The 17970-nt window shown below is 59.8% G+C and carries 19 protein-coding genes and 1 pseudogene; 12 read left to right on the forward strand and 8 right to left on the reverse strand.

What is annotated here, in order from left to right; all coding sequences use genetic code 11:
- Positions 1–9: 9 nt before the first annotated feature.
- The 3 genes from SIB38_RS19585 to miaB all read right to left on the reverse strand — a co-directional run bounded on the left by SIB38_RS19585 (position 10) and on the right by miaB (position 2470).
- Entirely contained in the window at positions 10–309 is a 300-nt protein-coding gene (locus tag SIB38_RS19585; RefSeq protein WP_294118977.1) for a hypothetical protein, read from the reverse strand.
- A 12-nt stretch (positions 310–321) separates the two neighbouring features.
- Entirely contained in the window at positions 322–876 is a 555-nt protein-coding gene (locus tag SIB38_RS19590) for an OmpA family protein (protein ID WP_294119029.1), read from the reverse strand.
- Positions 877–1135: 259 nt separating this feature from the next.
- Positions 1136–2470 carry a tRNA (N6-isopentenyl adenosine(37)-C2)-methylthiotransferase MiaB gene (gene miaB / locus SIB38_RS19595; RefSeq protein ID WP_294118978.1) on the reverse strand — a complete coding sequence of 445 codons (1335 nt, stop codon included), beginning with the start codon at positions 2468–2470 and terminating at the stop codon, positions 1136–1138.
- Between the two features lie 121 nt (positions 2471–2591).
- Here miaB and SIB38_RS19600 point away from each other — a divergent pair.
- Positions 2592–3461: pseudogene (locus SIB38_RS19600) on the forward strand (hypothetical protein).
- Positions 3452–4990 carry a phospholipase D-like domain-containing protein gene (locus SIB38_RS19605; protein ID WP_412550887.1) on the forward strand — a complete coding sequence of 513 codons (1539 nt, stop codon included), beginning with the start codon at positions 3452–3454 and terminating at the stop codon, positions 4988–4990. The pseudogene SIB38_RS19600 and the gene SIB38_RS19605 overlap by 10 nt, the downstream one beginning before the upstream one ends.
- 101 nt (positions 4991–5091) lie before the next feature.
- Here SIB38_RS19605 and SIB38_RS19610 read toward each other — a convergent pair whose 3' ends face one another.
- Positions 5092–6072, reverse strand: coding sequence for an NADPH:quinone reductase (locus SIB38_RS19610; RefSeq protein ID WP_412550888.1), 981 nt, complete (start codon positions 6070–6072; stop codon positions 5092–5094).
- 86 nt (positions 6073–6158) lie between these two features.
- Complete coding sequence (gene irrA, locus SIB38_RS19615) at positions 6159–6575, reverse strand: iron response transcriptional regulator IrrA (protein WP_294118983.1); 417 nt, start codon at positions 6573–6575, stop codon at positions 6159–6161.
- Positions 6576–6756: 181 nt separating this feature from the next.
- Between irrA and fabA the strand changes: the two genes are divergently transcribed.
- Both fabA and SIB38_RS19625 read left to right on the forward strand, forming a co-directional pair.
- The gene (gene fabA / locus SIB38_RS19620; protein ID WP_294118985.1) at positions 6757–7263 is read left to right on the forward strand and encodes a bifunctional 3-hydroxydecanoyl-ACP dehydratase/trans-2-decenoyl-ACP isomerase; all 507 of its coding nucleotides are present in this window, start codon (positions 6757–6759) and stop codon (positions 7261–7263) included.
- A gap of 183 nt (positions 7264–7446) precedes the next feature.
- On the forward strand, positions 7447–7854 hold the full coding sequence (locus tag SIB38_RS19625) for a GFA family protein (RefSeq protein WP_294118987.1): 408 nt from the start codon (positions 7447–7449) through the stop codon (positions 7852–7854).
- A gap of 91 nt (positions 7855–7945) precedes the next feature.
- Here SIB38_RS19625 and SIB38_RS19630 read toward each other — a convergent pair whose 3' ends face one another.
- Positions 7946–8107 (reverse strand): hypothetical protein, encoded by a 162-nt coding sequence (locus tag SIB38_RS19630; RefSeq protein ID WP_294118989.1) that lies wholly within the window; start codon positions 8105–8107, stop codon positions 7946–7948.
- A gap of 246 nt (positions 8108–8353) precedes the next feature.
- Here SIB38_RS19630 and fabB point away from each other — a divergent pair, with 246 nt between their 5' ends.
- A complete protein-coding gene (fabB, locus tag SIB38_RS19635) occupies positions 8354–9583 on the forward strand; it encodes a beta-ketoacyl-ACP synthase I (RefSeq protein ID WP_294118991.1) in 1230 nt (409 codons plus the stop codon).
- Positions 9584–9646: 63 nt separating this feature from the next.
- Here the strand turns inward: fabB and SIB38_RS19640 are convergent, their stop codons facing one another.
- Entirely contained in the window at positions 9647–10702 is a 1056-nt protein-coding gene (locus SIB38_RS19640; protein ID WP_294118993.1) for an NAD(P)H-dependent flavin oxidoreductase, read from the reverse strand.
- 262 nt (positions 10703–10964) lie between these two features.
- Here SIB38_RS19640 and SIB38_RS19645 point away from each other — a divergent pair, with 262 nt between their 5' ends.
- Entirely contained in the window at positions 10965–11294 is a 330-nt protein-coding gene (locus tag SIB38_RS19645; RefSeq protein ID WP_294118995.1) for a hypothetical protein, read from the forward strand.
- A gap of 707 nt (positions 11295–12001) precedes the next feature.
- On the opposite strand, the gene SIB38_RS19650 is transcribed toward SIB38_RS19645, so the two are convergent.
- Positions 12002–12430 carry an FKBP-type peptidyl-prolyl cis-trans isomerase gene (locus tag SIB38_RS19650; RefSeq protein WP_294118997.1) on the reverse strand — a complete coding sequence of 143 codons (429 nt, stop codon included), beginning with the start codon at positions 12428–12430 and terminating at the stop codon, positions 12002–12004.
- A 141-nt stretch (positions 12431–12571) separates the two neighbouring features.
- Here SIB38_RS19650 and SIB38_RS19655 point away from each other — a divergent pair, with 141 nt between their 5' ends.
- From SIB38_RS19655 to SIB38_RS19680, 6 genes are all read left to right on the forward strand, one after another.
- Positions 12572–13258 carry a haloacid dehalogenase type II gene (locus tag SIB38_RS19655; protein ID WP_412550889.1) on the forward strand — a complete coding sequence of 229 codons (687 nt, stop codon included), beginning with the start codon at positions 12572–12574 and terminating at the stop codon, positions 13256–13258.
- Entirely contained in the window at positions 13258–14103 is an 846-nt protein-coding gene (locus tag SIB38_RS19660) for an alpha/beta fold hydrolase (RefSeq protein WP_412550890.1), read from the forward strand. The genes SIB38_RS19655 and SIB38_RS19660 overlap by 1 nt, the downstream gene beginning before the upstream one ends.
- A complete protein-coding gene (locus SIB38_RS19665; RefSeq protein WP_294119002.1) occupies positions 14067–15074 on the forward strand; it encodes a threonine/serine dehydratase in 1008 nt (335 codons plus the stop codon). Before SIB38_RS19660 ends, SIB38_RS19665 begins: the two co-directional genes overlap by 37 nt.
- Positions 15075–15247: 173 nt before the next feature.
- On the forward strand, positions 15248–16450 hold the full coding sequence (locus SIB38_RS19670; RefSeq protein WP_412550891.1) for an endonuclease/exonuclease/phosphatase family protein: 1203 nt from the start codon (positions 15248–15250) through the stop codon (positions 16448–16450).
- A 2-nt stretch (positions 16451–16452) separates the two neighbouring features.
- The gene (pcaD, locus tag SIB38_RS19675) at positions 16453–17241 is read left to right on the forward strand and encodes a 3-oxoadipate enol-lactonase (protein ID WP_294119005.1); all 789 of its coding nucleotides are present in this window, start codon (positions 16453–16455) and stop codon (positions 17239–17241) included.
- Complete coding sequence (locus SIB38_RS19680; RefSeq protein WP_294119006.1) at positions 17234–17956, forward strand: alpha/beta fold hydrolase; 723 nt, start codon at positions 17234–17236, stop codon at positions 17954–17956. The genes pcaD and SIB38_RS19680 overlap by 8 nt, the downstream gene beginning before the upstream one ends.
- Positions 17957–17970: the final 14 nt, after the last annotated feature.

The raw sequence follows: 17970 nt of genomic DNA on the forward strand, positions 1-17970 counted from the left end.
CGATGTGGATCAGATCCAGTCGCCGATGCCCGCACCCTGTTTGAACGGGCCGGTGGCCACGCCGGGAGGGGCTGCACCGGAGCACACTGGCTTGCCGTAGGGATCCAAACGCTGGGACAGGTAACCCTCGACGCCGTCGTCGATGATCCAGTGGTCACAGCCGTTTGGATCGACCCAGACACCGGCAATCAAGTTGCTGAGGTGGCCATCATCGGTGAAGTTGTCCACGGTCTTGTCGACTTTGTTGTCGATGCAGGCAGACAGGCTGACTGCGGCACCGAGAAGCAGAACGCTTTTGGTCAGTTTCATATCGCCTCTCCCTTAGCGCAGACAGATGATTTCAACACGGCGGTTCTCCGCCATGCCAGCCGCGGTGCGGTTGGTCGCACGGGGCATACGCTCGCCATAGCCGCGCACATCCGCCACACGGGCGCCGGTGCTGCGCGCCACTTTGGCCACCGCATTGGCGCGGTTGTAGCTCAGGCGCATGTTGTAGTCGTCGCTTGCGCGGCTGTCAGTGTGACCGGCAATGATGAAGGCTGACGCGGTGGAGCTGTTAAAGAACTCCGCAAGACGCTGACGGTTGGCCGAGTTGATCGCGTATTTGTCGGTGGCAAAGAACTGATCGGAGTTCATCACACCACAGACATTGCCGCGACGGCATACTGGAATACCCTGACGGTTTACGTGCGGCGTCATATAGCCTTCGACACCGTCGTCCATCACCCAGTGCTCACAGCCATCCGGATCGACCCAGACAGTTGGAACATACGGTTGGCCCAGAACAGTGCGTTGGTTTTGGGCCGCAGCAGGCTGAGCAATGGCCAGAAGTGCAACACAGGCAGCCGCCGCACCTCCAAGCGCCGCCCGCGCCATTTTTTTGGTTTTGATAGCCACAGCGAGTACCTCTCCTATCCCCCGAAAGCCATTTTCTTGAAACAGTGTTCTAAATCAAAGCTTTCTATATCCCCTCAAGATGCACCGAGTTGCCTCTCATGTGAAGAAGAAATCCTTAATTCGCGTGGGGCGAGACCTAAAATATGTCCAAAATGTGTCACGCGCGCCCTACTCCAAGCAGAACGCGCGCATCAATATTCTCAAATTAACCAAGATTGTTTCCGACGTTGGGTCAATCTCAGATCAGAACGCCACCCAGGGAGTTGGCGGAGCTCTCCACGATTCTCACCCGCTTGATGTCGCCAATTTGCCCCGCCGGATCAGCCACATAGACCGCGTGCAGGTAATCAGACTTGCCCACCATCTGCCCGTCCAAACGTCCGGGCTTCTCATACAGCACATTGACTTCCTTGCCGACCATGCTGTCCTGAATTTCTCTCTGCTGCTGCCCCAACAGGGCTTGCAAACGCTGCAACCGGTCGTCCGCCTCCGCCGCATCCACCAATGGCCGCTCCGCTGCCGGTGTGCCCGGGCGGGTGGAATATTTGAAGCTATAGGCCTGTCCGTATGTGACCTCGCGGATCAGGTCCATCGTGTCTTGAAAATCCTCTTCGGTCTCTTCTGGGAAGCCCACAATGAAGTCACCGGACAACATCAAATCCGGCCGCGCCGCGCGAATGCGCTCGATCAGCTTGATGTAGCTGTCACGCGTGTGGCTGCGGTTCATGCGCTTGAGGATTTTGTTGGAACCAGACTGCACCGGCAGATGCAGATAGGGCATCAGCTTGGAACAGGTGCCATGTGCCTCGATCAGGTCGTCCATCATGTCATTGGGGTGGCTGGTTGTGAAACGGATACGCTCCAGCCCGTCGATTTTGTCGAGTTCCCAGATCAAACCCGCCAGGGTCATGTCGCCGCCGCCATGCGCGCCATGATACGCATTCACGTTCTGGCCCAGCAGAGTGATTTCACGCACGCCGCGTTCCACCAAATCCCGCGCTTCTGTCAGCACGCGATCCACCGGACGCGACACCTCTGCTCCGCGCGTATACGGCACCACGCAGAAGGCACAGAACTTATCGCAGCCTTCCTGCACGGTCAAAAACGCTGCCGGTGGGCGCTTTGCCTTGGAACGCCCCTTGAGCTTCTCAAACTTGTCTTCTTCCGGGAAATCCGTGTCCAGCGCCTTCACGCCTTCCTGCGTTTTGGCCTCCATCTCCGGCAAGCGGTGATAGGCCTGCGGCCCCACCACCAGATCGACCATCGGCTGACGCCGCATGATCTCTTCGCCCTCAGCCTGCGCCACGCACCCGGCCACGCCAATCTTCAGGTCCGGCTTGTCCGCCTTCAACCCCTTGAACCGCCCCAACTCGGAATAGACCTTCTCAGCGGCCTTTTCGCGAATGTGGCAGGTGTTGAGCAGGATCATATCCGCATCATCCGGCGAGTTTGTGGTCTCGTAGCCTGCTCCACCCATGGCCTCTGCCATGCGTTCACTGTCATAGACATTCATCTGGCACCCGTAGGTCTTGATGAAGAGCTTCTTTTTCTCAGCGGTGGTGTTCTCGGCCATGGGATGTATCCTGTAGCGGTTTCAAGGCGCCTCCCTACAGAAATCCGGGGGCGCTTGCAATGCGATCACTTTTAGCGGATTTTGAGCGCAACAAGGACAAAAATACAAACATGAGGCGCGCATGACATATGACTCGGTGGAGCAGTTTCTGCGCGATGGCACGGCAGAACTGGTCAAAGGCCCGGTTGCCCTGATCTTTGTCGAAGACAACATCGAGATCGAAAGCACGCTCTACCATCACCTCGACCTTGGCTTCAAAAAGGTCATTGTGTTTATGCCCGCCGCTTTCCCGCTGTCGGACGAATTGGCAGAGCTGTGTCCGCGCATCACCATGGATGCGCCGCGCGGCCAACCGATGATCGACGCGGTCAACAAAATCATCGAAGCCGCGCCAACCCTTTGGCTCTATTATTGTTTCAACGCCGAATACCTGTTCTTCCCGTTTTGTGAGACCCGTGGCATCGGCGAGATGCTGGCCTTTCACACCGAATAACAGCGCGACGCGATGCTCACCTATGTGATCGACCTCTATGCGCCAGACCTGAGCGTCACGCCCAATGCCGTGTCGCTGGAAAACGCGCAACTCGACCGCTCCGGCTACTATGCTTTGGCGCGGCGAGACGCCGACAACCACGACCACCCCAAGGAGCGCCAGCTGGACTTTTTTGGGGGCTTACGCTGGCGGTTTGAGGAGCACATCCCGGCCAACAAACGTAAGATCGACCGGATCTCGATTTTCCGCGCCAAACCGGGCCTTCAATTGCGCGATGATTTCACCTTCACGGACGAAGAATACAACACCTTCGCCTGCCCGTGGCACAACAACCTAACCGCAGCTGTTTGTTCCTTCCGCACCGCCAAAGCACTCAAGGCCAACCCCGGCTCAACTTTCGACATTCACCAGTTCGCCTGGCACAACTCGGTACGGTTTGACTGGCACTCGCGCCAGCTTCTGGATCTCGGCCTGATGGAACCCGGCCAGTGGTTCTAAGCAAACCGACCAGACGCCTCGCAGCGCTTCTGGCGGTCGCAACCGCTCTCACCGCCTGCGCCAAAGTCCCGTTTGACGCCCCGCGCACGCCGTCTTATGCGCTCCCAGCCGACGCCTCGTCCGACGCGGTCAGCCGCGCAGTCTCCGCCCAAACCGGCGCGCAATCCGCCTATTTCGAACTCGCCAACGGCACCGACGCTCTTGGCGCCCGCCTGCGCATGATCGAAAGTGCGCAGCACAGCATCGACATCGCCACTTTCCTGATCAAACCGGACACCGCCAGCGGCATCCTAACCCACCGGCTGTTTGACGCCGCCAACCGCGGCGTGCGCGTGCGGCTTCTGGTGGATGACGTCTTCACCACAGCCGATGACACCGACCTCGCTGTCCTCGACACCCATCCCAACATTGAAATCCGCATTTTTAACCCCAGCTCGCGCAACGCGCCAAAGGCGATGGGGTTTCTCTGGGATTTCAAACGCGTCAACCGGCGCATGCACATCAAGACCTTTGTGGTCGACAACGACATGGCGATCATTGGCGGCCGCAACTTTGCGGATGAGTACTATGAACTCAAACCCACCGAAGTCTTTGCCGACTACGACCTTGCGATCTTTGGCCCCGAGGCGGCCGAGATCAACCCGATTTTTGACACCTACTGGAACGACACCTACGCCATCCCAGTTGCCAATCTGCGCGCCAAATCCGCGCCAAAACCGCCCCAAATTGCGCTCTCCGACTGGGCCTATGATCCCGACAGCCCCGAAGTCGCCGCCTACACCAAAGCGATCAATGCGCGCTATTTGCAAGACATTGCCAACCGCAAGGTGGCTCCATACCGAGGCACCTCGCGTATCATTGCCGACACCCCGCAAAAACTGCGCAATCCTGATGGCAAAGGCCCGCACATCTTGGGCGAAGCCTTTTTTGCCGCCATTGGTGAGGCCAAATCCCACGTCACCCTAATTAGCCCGTATTTTGTGCCCGAAGACTACGGCGCGCGCTTCTACGCCAATCTGGCCCGATCTGGCGTCAAGCTGCGGATCGTGACCAACTCGCTGGCCTCCACCAACCACGCCTATGTTCACGGCGGCTACGCCCGTCACCGCGCCGATCTTTTAGCCGCAGGTGTGGAGCTTTACGAGCTGCGCCATGACGCCATCGAAGCGCTCAACCTAGCCGACATAGAAAACCCGCCACACATCACGCTGCACACCAAACTCGCGGTGATCGACGACACCTCCGTGCTGGTCGGCTCCCTCAATCTCGACCCGCGTTCAATCAAAACGAACGCGGAAATCGGCCTCTTGGTGGAAAGCCCGGCTTATGCCCGCAGCATCCTGACCAACCTCGACAAAAACCTCGCGGACTTCGCCTACAAGGTCACTGTCGAGGACGCCGGTTTGCAGTGGACACACCAGCCCAAATCAGTCGCCCCCACCGTGGTCACCAAAGACCCGGACGCAGGTCTCTGGCGGCGCTTCATGTCGGTGTTACCCCAGTGGTTTGGTCTCGAAGGCCTAACTTAGAGCGTTTCGATAAATGATTAAGACAGCAGCATCGCAAATGTCCTGAGAGCGCGAAGCGCGGCAAGGTATTTGCGGTCCCACTTTTCTCGAAACGCTGCGCGTCAGCACTTTACCAACACGGCCCCTGTGCGCCCGCCGGCCTCCACCATCTCATGGGCCGCCGCAGCCTCTTCCAGAGCAAACACATTGGGCGCATCCAGCTTCAAAGCCCCATCCGCAAAAGCCCCATGCAACCGCGCAATCGCCGCCATACGCTCCTTCAACGGTAGAATGTAGATCAACGAGATATCCAGCTTTAAGGCCTTAAACAGCATCGGCCCAAACGGCATTTCCGGTGCCATGTCCTTGGCAGAGCCATAGGCCGCAATGGTGCCCAGCGGTTTCATCACCTCGGTCAGCAACGGCAAGTTTGGCCCCAGCTCGACCTCAACGGCGCGATCCACACCGTCACACACGTCCAATATGTCCGCCACCAATGTCGGGCTGGCATAATCAAACACATGTGTCGCGCCCGCTGCTTTCACGCGCGCCACATCCCGCGCCCCGCAGGTCGCAATCACAGTCGCCCCGCCCCAAGCCGCCAGTTGCACCGCCAAAAACCCAACCGAGCCGCCACCACCGGACACCAGCACCGTTTGACCCGCCACATCGCCGCCGCCAAACACCGTTTGCGCCGCTGTCAGCCCCGGAATGCCCATCACCGCGCCATCCTCGAGCGTTACACCAACCTGCAAGGCCACCGCCTGCTCCGCTGGCACGGCGATATACTCCGCGCAGGTGCCAAACGGCCGCTGCCATTGCCCATTCCAGAGCCAAACACGCTCGCCGACACGCGCAGCATCCACACCGTCGCCCACCGCCTCAATCACGCCAGCCCCATCGCTGTGCGGCACAATCACCTCAAACGGTGGCTTGGTCACGCCTGGCCGAGATCCACTGCGCGCCTTGCAATCTGACGGATTCACGCCGGAATAGGCCACGCGCACCAACACCTCGCCCGCCCCCGCTTTCGGCGTTGCCAATTCCTCAACCTTCAACACATCCCGCGCGGGTCCAAAGCCCCGCCACGTCACTGCTTTCATGACACATCCTCCCTGCTTGGCGCCCATGCTGTCACAGGCCCAAATCAAGGACAATTGCTCTCAGAAAGTTTGACCCAGCGTCGCGCTCAGGTCCGGCGCAGGCGGATCACCACGTCGATCTTGGAAATCTCCGCACCCTCAGGCGCACCAGGCAGCCGGGCAATCTCCAGCTCTTCGGCTGGCGCATCTGTCAGCACCCGATCGTCTTCCCAGAAGAAATGCGGATGGTCGCCGGTGTTGGTGTCAAAATAGCTTTTCGCACCATCCACCGTGATTTCCTGCATCAGCCCCGCGTCACAAAACGCCCGCAGCGTGTTGTAGACCGTGGCCAAAGACACGCTGTCACCATGCTCGCGCACGGAGGCAAACAGGCTTTCCGCCGTTACATGCCGGTCGTTTCCGTCGCCTACCAGCAAAGCGGCCAGCGCCACACGTTGTCGTGTTGGGCGCAGTCCAGCCGATGCGAGCCATTGGGTGCCGTTGCGAAGTGCCTCAGTGGTCATCTGTCTATTCCTGTGCGTCAGTTGCATATTTAGCGCAAAACCGCGCCGGAGTTCAAATGAAAATGAGTCGCAAACAATTCTCTACCCCGTCGCCCATCTGCTGACACTTGCCTTGCAGGGACGGGCTGGCAGGTGATAAAGCAGGCAAAACCAACCCCAGAATGACAAGGGACCACCCAGAATGGCCGACTATCCCACGAGCTTTGACAAAGACGACCTGCTGAAATGCGCCCGTGGCGAATTGTTTGGTCCCGGCAACGCGCAACTGCCCGCCCCGCCCATGCTGATGATGGACCGCATCACCGACATCTCCGCCGACCGCGGTGAGTTTGGCAAAGGCCACGTGGTTGCTGAGTTCGATATCACCCCGGACCTGTGGTTCTTTGAATGCCACTTCCCCGGCAACCCAATCATGCCAGGCTGCTTGGGTCTCGACGGCCTGTGGCAGCTGACCGGCTTCAACCTCGGCTGGCGCGGCATGCCCGGCAAAGGCATGGCGATGGGCGTGGGCGAAGTGAAGCTCAAAGGCATGGTCAAACCGGACCGCAAGATGCTCACCTACCACGTAGACTTCACCCGCATCATCGACCGCAAGCTGAAGCTGGGCGTGGCCAACGGCAAAGTCTTTGCTGACGGCGAAGAGATCTATGAGGTGAAAGACATGAAAGTTGGTCTGGCAGCAGAATAGGACCACATCAACAGTCTGAATAAAAAGAAAGAGGCCCCCGGGCCTCTTTCTTTGTTGCTGCGCCGGCGCACACTGGACTCCCGCAAAACACGTTTTGGTGACGTCGCGCCCCAACACTTGATCCACATTCCGCTACACCCGTAGTCTCGCCGCACAAAACCGCGAACAGACAAGGGACAGCCCATGACACATCTCACAGGTCAATGCCTCTGCGGCGAAATCTCATTTGAAGCGGACGGCGACGTGCCAGTCATGGCCAACTGCCACTGCACCGCTTGCCGCCATTCCACCGGCAGCGCTTATGCCACGCTGATGTTCATGAAACAGGACGACATCAAAATCACCGGCACGCCCAAAACCTTCTCTCACGGCTCAGATGCGGGCACCACGATGACCAAGCACTTCTGCAGCACCTGCGGCACACCCTTGTTCACGCAAAACTCCGCCCGCGAAGGCATGCTGGGCATCCGCGCTGGCAACATCAACGAACACACTGAATTTGCCCCAAAGGCCAATGTCTACGTATCCAGCAAACTTGGAGCGACCATCTTAGAGGACAACATTCCGGCGTTTGACAAAATGCCAGGGTAATCGCTTCCCCTTTTGGCTTCAATTTTCGCTTTTGCAGCAGGCCGTTTGCGCAACATGAGAATGGCTGTCCGTCCCCGGACAGGCCGCTGCCCTACTCGGACGCTTTGGATGCGTTTTGCTGTTCCATGGCCTCTTTGCGTATCTTGTTGTCCTTGTCGTAGTGCCATTTGATGGCAAAATACGCGCCTATTCCCAAGACGATGATTTTAAAAGGAAAGAAGACGAGAGGGAAAAAATCAGACCAATGGGTCATCACACCTATCCGCGCTGTTAGATGAGTCTATCAGTGTTCACTTCATCTCATCCTAAAAGTGTCTAACACCCGCCAAATTGCCGCAGCTAAAACACTTCTTGCAGTACCTCTCCCAAGACGTTCCAATCTCTTCAGTATTCGCAAACGCATACAAGTCCCCCCCGGCCACCTCTCAATTCCAAGCCACCTTGCGCCGCCCCCCCTTCATCCCCTACATAGTGCTCAACAAACTATGGGAGAGCGCACATGCGTCGCGTCGTCGTTACCGGACTGGGTATCGTATCCTCGATTGGCAACAATGCCGAAGAAGTCACCGCCTCGCTAAAAGCGGGCAAATCCGGCATTTCCGCCAGCGCTGAAATGGCGGAGCACGGCTTCCGCAGTCAAATCGCCGGCCACATCGACATCGACATCAAAGAGTTGGTCGACAAACGCACCCTGCGCTTCATGGGCCCCGGCGCGGCCTACGCCCACATCGCCATGCAGCAGGCCATCGCCGACGCGGGTCTGTCTGAGGATCAGGTTGTCAACGAGCGCACCGGCCTTGTCGCTGGCTCCGGCGGCCCGTCCACCTCTGCCATGCTGACCGCGCACCAGACGGTTGCCAAAACCGGCGCGACCAAGCGCATTGGGCCGTTTGCGGTGCCAAAATGCATGAGCTCGACCATCTCCGCCAACTTGGCCACCGCCTTTAAGATCAAAGGCATCAACTATTCGATCACCTCCGCCTGCTCCACCTCCCTGCACTGCATCGGCAACGCCGCAGAGCAGATCATGATGGGCAAGCAGGACGTGATGTTTGCCGGTGGCGGCGAAGAACTCGACTGGACGCTTTCTTGCCTGTTTGACGCCATGGGCGCGATGAGCAGCAAATACAACGACACCCCGGAAAAAGCCTCTCGCGCCTTTGACGCGGACCGCGACGGCTTCGTCATCTCCGGCGGCGGTGGCATTGTGGTTCTGGAAGACCTCGAGCACGCGCTGGCCCGTGGTGCCAAAATCTACGCCGAGGTCACCGGCTTTGCCGCAACATCTGACGGTCACGACATGGTCGCCCCATCCGGTGAAGGCGGCGAACGCGCCATGCGTTTGGCCACTGCCACGCTGCCAGAAGACCGCAAAGTCAGCTACATCAACGCCCACGGCACTTCCACGCCGGTTGGCGATGTTGGCGAAGTTGAGGCCGTGCGCCGCGTCTTTGGCGAAGGCACCACACCACCGATCTCTTCCACCAAATCCATGACCGGCCACGCTCAGGGCGCGGCGGGCGCATTGGAAGCGATCTTCTGCCTGCTGATGCTGGATGGCGATTTCATCACACCCTCGATCAACGTGGACAACATGGACCCGGCGATCAACCCGGGCGAAGTCGCGACCGATCTGGTGGAAAACGCCGGTCTGGACACAGTGATGACCAACAGCTTTGGCTTTGGTGGCACCAACGGTTCGATGCTGCTGTCCAAATACCGCGGCTAAGCACAGTCCCTTTAAGCAAGCTTTCAGAGATGCCCCCTCGCGGGGCATTTCGCATTTCTGGGGTCAGGCTTGCGCCGCGTTGAGCTCCGCGCCAATGGCTTCCAAAATCTCTGCCGCGCCGCCAGACCGCACCCGCGCCACGCCGGTGCCCGCCCATTGCGCGCCAAAGCCCGTCTCCCCCGCCGCCTTCGCCGCCGCATTCAGTGCCTTGCCCGCATCATAGGTCACTGGGTAGTCCGGCACTTTGGCGTGCAAGCCCTGCCCCAGCTTCACAAAATCATTCCGCAAACAGCGGGCCGCACGCCCGGAAATAGATGTGGTCAGTACCGGCGGCCCCTGCTCCGGGTCCCGCAACGCCGCGCGATACGCCGCATCCGCCGCCGACTCCGCGCAATCCAGAAACGCCGTGCCCAGCTGCGCCGCCGCAGCCCCCCGCGCCAAGGCCCGCGCCACATCCGCGCCATCCATCAAACCGCCTGCGGCAATCACCGGCAGCTCACAGGCCGCCACCAGCCGCTCCACCAAGGCCAACGTCGGCAGCGCTTCAACCTCGACATCAGGATCAAAGGTCCCCCGATGGCCGCCCGCCTCAATGCCCTGCGCCACAATCGCATCCACACCAGCCAGCTCACAGCCCTGTGCCTCATCCACATTGGTCGCACTGGCAAACACCAGATTGCCCGCGGCCTGCAATTCCGCAATCCACGCCTTGTCCGGCAGGCCAAAGTGCAGGCTCACCACCCCCGGCGCCTCCTCGATCAACATGTCACACATCGTCCGATCCACCACAAAGCTGGTGTAAATCTCGTGCAACGCCTCAGGCGGCTTCGCCCCAAACCGCGCAAACGTCGGCGTCAGGGCGGCCAGCCAGTCGGCCTCCACATCCGCATCCCGAAGCGCAGGCGCGTGGCAAAACACATTGGCATTAAACGGTCGATCGGTCAGCCCCCGCGTTGCGCGCACCATTTCCCGCGCACCGTCCACGCCCGCCGCGCCAAGGCCCAGCGCCCCCAAACCACCGGCATTGCTCACTGCCGCTGCCATCTGAGGCGTCGACACCCCTGCCATTGGTGCCTGCAACAGCGGCCAACTGAGTCGCAAAACTGCACTTAAATTCATAAAAAACGGCCTCCCACCGCGCAGGCTAGCGCAGCTTCGACAAAAGAAAAGTGCCGAAAACTACGCACAGGACACATTTTTCATCCATGGATCAACGGCTGCCGCGCCAAATACGCAAATTAAATCAAAAGCTAAGGGTCTGTCTCACTGCCGACGCTCAAAAAGTAGGCGCATACCGCCCAAAATTACCGCTTGGAAACACTGCACAATCCCCCCTATAAACCGCCCAATCACTCCCCCGACTCTCTGTGGACTTCGCACTATGCACTTCGTCGCTCTCTTGATCGCCGGTCTAGGCGTGCTGCTTCTGCTCTATCTCTCCAGCGTCTCTACCGCGGCGAAGCCACGCCTGAACCGCGCGGAGCCGCTGCTTGTTGTTGTGAGCTTGGTGGCGATCTTTTGGGCGTTACAAACCACTGTGACAGACAGTGCGCAGACGGACTTGCAGAGCCCATCAAAATCGATGTTGCACGATCTCTATTTTGAGAAACACTGCGCAAACCATCTGGGCGGCGCGGTGTCCTACACAAATGGCTTTGCCTACTGTCACCGCGACGATCTGATCGTGGACACCTTTGTCAAATCCCAATAGCCGATGCCACCGATACCCCGCCAATCTAGCGGGCTGTATAGCTCAAACAGCCTTGTCCAAAACCACCGCGTTTTGACAGACAAGCGCCCCGCTCACGCAGACAAATCCAACGTCCGACAAGCGCACAAAAGCCAAAACACGCCGGCAACGGCATGAATTCCCAGCAGATGCACGCCCCCAATTATAATATTTTTCTTCACATATCAGACTCTTAACTTACACCCCCTGGAGATACTCACGCAAAACTTGTATAGCCATTTAAAAAACATTTTTGATAATCAACACGCTTGTGCAATACGAAGTTACCCTACGACACTTACGTTTTTGGATCTGCGTGCACATGCCGGCCATTTCGCTCATTTTTGCCACGTTTGGCATGGCCCTATTGGTCCTACTGGCGACCAATACCTTTCATGGTCGGCCATTGCTAAAACGCATGGAACCTATCCTGGCGGTTATCAGCGTGATGTTTGTGTTTTTGGCGCTCCAGACAGCCACTTCCATCGGGCCGACGGGAACTCCTGCCTTGGCGGCACCATCATCCGGGCCAATCGCGGAACTGGCGCAAAGATGTCTCGCACAAGCCCAATCCAGACAGCTCTGTTAGGATCACGCAGGGTCACCAACCAAATCTCGCACTCGCGCCCGAAAGAAAAAGCTCACCGCGAACGCGGTGAGCCCAAAAAAATCTCAAAAAATCCAATGGATCAGTTGATCGACACCAGTTCGATCGCAAATGTCAGATCTTTGCCCGCCAGCATGTGGTTTGCGTCCAGCTTCACAACTTCCTCGGTGATTTCCACCACGGTCACAGGCACAACCTGACCGGTTGGGGACTGCATCTGCAGCTGCAGACCAATTTCCAGCGGGATCTCTGCCGGGATCTGCTCGCGTGGCACATCCTGAATCGCTTCCTCGTGGCGTGGGCCATAGGCCTGATCCGCCGGGATCTCCGCCACTTTCTTCTCACCCACGCTCATGCCGTCAACGGCGGTGTCAAAGCCCGGGATCACCTGACCGCTGCCCAAGGTGAACTCCAGCGGATCGCGGCCCTCGGAGCTGTCAAAAACAGAGCCATCGCTCAGGGTGCCGGTGTAGTGGATGCGGACGGTGTCGCCCGATTTTGCTGCGGTCATAAAATGTCCCATCTGTCAGCTTTGTCCGACCCCTCCGGCCGGCTTGAGGCGCGCACCCTATAGCCCTCGCGTCTATTTGTAAAACAGGCCTTTTCGCCTCGCGCCAAACCTGCCACTCTGCCGGCGACACGGGAGGACACCATGGCCATCACCACCTGCATTTTTGACGCCTACGGCACGCTGTTTGATGTTGCCGCCGCAGCCCGCGAAGCCGCCTCAGAGCCGGGCCGCGAGGCCTTTGCCCAACATTGGCAAAAGGTGGCCGACGATTGGCGCCTGAAACAGCTGCAATACACCTGGCTGCGCGCCGTGGCTGACGCCCACACCGACTTCTGGGCGGTCACGCAAAACGGCCTCGACTGGGCGCTGGAAGCCTCCGGCCTGCAAGGTGACCCGGAACTGCGCGAACGCCTGCTGTCACTTTACTGGGAGCTCTCCGCCTACCCCGAGGTGCCCGACATGCTCGCCAATCTTAAGGCGGCTGGCATGAACACCGCGATCCTGTCCAACGGCTCACCCGACATGCTCACCGGCGCGGTGGACTCCGCAGGTGTGCAAGAGTTCCTCGATGATGTGCTCAGCGTCGAAGACGTGCAGATCTTCAAACCCGCCGCCGTGGTCTATGACCTTGTTGGGAAACGCTTCAACTGCGCCAAAGACGATGTCTTGTTTGTCTCCTCCAACGGCTGGGACGCGGGCTGCGCCACCGGCTACGGCTTCACCACCGCGTGGGTGAACCGCGCAGGTGAGCCCGTCGACCGCCTGCCATGGACACCCACTCACATTCTATCTGACCTCACCAGCATTCCCGATCTCACGAGTTCCTGATGCCCCATTTCACCACCTCTGATGGCCTGTCGCTCTATTATGATGACACCGGCGGGCCCGGCCCGATTGTGCTCTGCCTCTCCGGCCTGACCCGCAACGCCAGTGATTTTGACTATGTGCGGCCGCATTTGAAAGACGCCCGTGTGATCCGCATGGACTACCGCGGTCGCGGCCAGTCCGAATGGGCCGAAGACTTCACCACCTACAATCTCGCACGCGAAGCCCAAGACGCGCTTGAGCTGCTCGATCACCTTGGCATCGACAAAACCGCCATCCTTGGCACCTCACGCGGCGGCCTCATTGCGCTCACGCTGATGGAAATGGCCCCAGACCGCCTCACCGGTGTCTGTTTCAACGACGTGGGACCGGTGATCGAAACTGACGGCCTGGAAGTCATCCTTGTCTTCATCGGCCGCAAACCCGTCTGGACCACCCGCGCGGAGGCCGCCGAGGCCCTCGCCACCCGTCTGCCCGGCTTTCACAACGTGTCCTCAAGCCGTTGGGCAGAAGAAGCCGCACACCACTTTGTCGAAACTGACGATGGCCTCAACATCAACTACGACCCAAAACTGCGCAACGCCGTGCTGGCCGAATTTGATCCCAAAGCCCCCGCAGGCGACCTATGGCCTCAGTTTGACAAGCTCAGTGGTCGCCCCCTCGCCGTCCTGCGTGGTGAGAACTCCGACATTCTGAGCCAAGAGACCTACACCGAAATGCAGTCCCGCGCGCCCATGCTGGCCGCCGAGGTCAAAGACCGCGCCCATGTGCCCTTCCTTGACGAACCAGAGTGCCTCAACGTCCTGCACCAATGGATCGCGCAATTGCCGAACGGAGAGCCCGCATGAACATCGACATGATCCGCGCCGCCGCCTTGCGCATCAGGGGCCACGCCCGTGTCACCCCCATGCTGACCTCGCCGTTCCTGGACGAGATTGCGGGTCGCCGCGTGTTGGTCAAAGCCGAAAACCTGCAACACACTGGTTCTTTTAAGTTTCGCGGTGGCTGGTCGGCGGTGTCCGCCATGGATGACGCCACCCGCAAACGCGGCATCATCGCCTATTCTTCCGGCAATCACGCCCAAGGCGTCGCCGCCGCCGCTGCCGCCCATGGCGCCCCCGCCGTAATCGTCATGCCAGAAAACGCCCCCAAGCTGAAAATCGACAACACCCGGGCGCTCGGGGCGGAAGTGGTGCTTTATGACCGCGCTGGCGGCGAAAGCCGCGAGGAGGTTGGTGGCAAAATCGCCGAGGACCGCGGCCTGACCCTGATCCGCCCCTATGACGAGCCGCAAGTGATCGCGGGCCAAGGCACCACCGGCCTTGAGATCGCCACCCAAGCCACCGCGCTGGGCGTGACCTCCGGTGACGTCATCGCCTGTTGCGGCGGCGGCGGGTTGACGTCGGGCATTGCGCTGGCGCTCGAAGCCGAAGCGCCCAACATGCGCGTGCGCCCCGCCGAACCCGAAGGTTTTGACGACACCGCCCGCTCTCTCGCCACCGGCCACAAACAACGCAACCCCACCGAAACCGGCTCGCTCTGTGATGCCATCATCACCCGCGAACCCGGCGACCTCACCTTTCCGATCCTGCAACGTCTTGCAGGTCCCGGCCTTGTGGTCACCGAGGACGAAGCCCTGCACGCCATGTCGCTCGCCTTCAAACGCCTGAAAATCGTTGTGGAACCCGGCGGCGCCTGTGCCCTTGCCGCCGCTCTGTTTAATGGCGACAAAATCGAAGGCGACGCCGTTGTCGCTGTCTGCACCGGCGGCAATGTCGACACCGATGTCTTTGCCGATGCTCTTAAAAGGTTCCCCTAAAAAAGGATCGCGCCCGACACCGAAGGGCGGCTCTCAACATGACACCTCAATGCCCCGCTCACACCGCCACACGCTGTGGCCTCCGTTGCAACATCGCGCCCGCCCTTGGGGGGCGGGGTCGGGCGCGATCCGAGACGCGCTGCGCCTCGGCTTCAGTGCTTTAGGCTTATGTTATGACCAATTTCACCATCGCCTCTTTCAACGTGAAAAACCTGATCGGGCCGGATCAGGAATACTACACCTTCCAATCCTACACCCCCGAAGAACACGCCTGGAAAGAGGACTGGACCGCCTCCCAGCTCTTCTCCATGGACGCCAACATCGTCGGCTTTCAGGAGATCTTTGACGAACGCTCTCTACAAGCTGTCATCGCAGAGGCCGACCGCATTGGAGAAGAGTCCAACGCCGCGGTGATCCCGGACAAATCCAAGCGCTACCACCGCAAAGCGATCTTTCGCAAACTGGGCTATACGCCTTATGGCGACGGCGGCCTGTTTGTGGCGCCCAACGTAAACGACACCGGCGAGCCGGGCAAACGCCGCCCCGGCGTCGCCATCCTGTCGCGCTACGGCTTTGCCGAGCCTCCCGAGATCATCCAAGAGCTGGAAACTCCTGTCGAAATCCCCTTCCAGGGCCTGGACGGCGACGACAGCGGCGCCTTTGTCCTGCGCCGCACCTCCCGCCCGATCTTGAAGGCGCGCATCCCTGTGGGCGATCAAGTCATCACCGTCTTCAACTGCCACCTTAAATCCAAATTGGGCGAATTCACCCGCGACGAAAACGGCAACGCCACCGAGGCCGATCTCACCAACTACGACCCACTGGGCCGCGCCATGGGCGCCATGCGCGCCGCCCTGCGCCGCATGGCCGAAGCCTGGGTCCTGCGCCGCGCCATCGTGGACGAACTCAACCAAGGCCGCCCGGTCATGGTGCTGGGCGATTTTAATGACGGCGAGCACGCGGTCAGCTCCGAAATCATCTCCGGCGAAGTGCCCTTCCGCAACTACAGCTGGATGCTGCGCCACGACGCCAAACACGCCAATGACCGCTACACCCGAAAAGAAAACGACGCCATCCAACAGGCCGTCACCTCTGTCCGCCTGACCTCTGCCGAGGCCTTGTTCACCCGCAAATCCCTGCGCGACATGGTCTACACCACCGCCTTTGGAGGGGTTTACGAAAGCATCGATCAAATCTATCTCAGCCAGCACTTCCACCCGGACAACCCGGACCGCCTCGGCGAGATGGAATACTTCAGCGTATTCAACGACCATCTCACCGATGGCAGCCACGCCGAAGCGCCCTATAACAAGCTTGCCTCTGACCACGGGCAAATCATGGCCCACATGCGCCTTAGAACCGACGACCAAGACTGACCATGCCAACCGCCACGCTCAACCAACTCGACATCCACTACCGCGACGAAGGCGACCCCAACGGCGCGCCGGTGCTGTTCATCAACTCGCTCGGCACCACGCTGCACCTCTGGGACCCGATCCTGCCATATCTGCCCGAGGGCCTGCGCATCGTCTGCTATGACATGCGTGGACATGGCGAAACGGAGGTGCCGCCTGCCCCCTACTCAATGGGCACATTGGTGAAAGACGCAGAAGCGCTGCTGGAGCATCTTAACATCAAAGACGCGCTGGTGGTCGGCCTGTCGATTGGCGGCATGGTCGCGCAGGGCCTCGCTGTCAAACGCCTCGATCTGGTGCGCGCCATGGTGCTCTCCAACACCGCCGCCAAAATCGGCTCTCCTAAGATGTGGCAAGACCGCATCGACATGGTCACCACCAAGGGCCTGCCCGCCATGTCCGCTGACATCATGCAGCGCTGGTTCTCACGCGATTTCCATAGCCGCCCGGAATTGGCCCACTGGAAAGCCATGCTGGAAAGCACCCCAACCGAGGGCTACGCCGGATGTTGCGCCGCCATCCAAGGCACCGATTTCTACACGCCCACCTCCGGTCTGCGTCTGCCCACGCTGGGCATTGCCGGATCCGAGGACGGCGCCACGCCCCCCGATCTGGTGCGCGAGACCGTCGAGCTGATCCCCGGCGCGCGCCTGGAACTGCTGCGCCGCACCGGCCACCTACCCTGCGTGGAAAAGCCAGAAGACTACGCCGCGCTGCTCACAACCTTCATGAAAGAAACCGGCCATGTCTGACATTCTACTGGTGCACGGCACTTGCCACGGCGCCTGGTGCTTCCGCGACCTGATCCCCGCACTTGAAGCCCTCGGCCATACCGCCCGCGCCATCGACATGCCGTCGCATGGCAACGACACCACCCCTGTTGAAGACGTCACACTCGACAGCTGCGCCCAGTCCATCGTCGACGCTTTGGGGGAAAATACCGTTGTCCTAGGCCACAGCTGGGGCGGCTTCCCGATCACCCGCGCCGCGGACATGGCGCATGAAACCAGCCAAAGCAAAATCGCCCGCCTGATCTATCTCTGTGCCTATGCGCCCTGGGATGGCTACTCACTGGCCGAAATGCGCCGCGCCGCACCCCGTCAGCCGCTGATGAAAGCCGTGGAGAGATCCGCTGACGGCCTCAGCTACACTATCGATCCTTCCCAAGTGCGCGACGCGTTCTATCACGACTGCCCCGAAGGCACTGCCGACTTCGCGCTGACGTATCTCACGCCACAATCCATCGCTGCCCAAGAGACCAAAATCGCGCTGGGGGACGGCCACCGCCAAACCCCACGCAGCTACATCCGCTGCAGCGATGACCAAACCATCCCGCCAGAATTTCAGGCCACAATGACCAAAGACTGGCCCGCCACAGACGTCTACGAGATGTCCACCAGCCACTCCCCCTTCTTTGCCGATCCAGAGGGCCTTGCCGCCCTGATCGACCAAATCCTGAAAGACTGACGACAGAAAGATCG

It is taken from the genome of Shimia sp. MIT910701 (assembly GCF_047126315.1).
Lineage (GTDB): Bacteria > Pseudomonadota > Alphaproteobacteria > Rhodobacterales > Rhodobacteraceae > Shimia.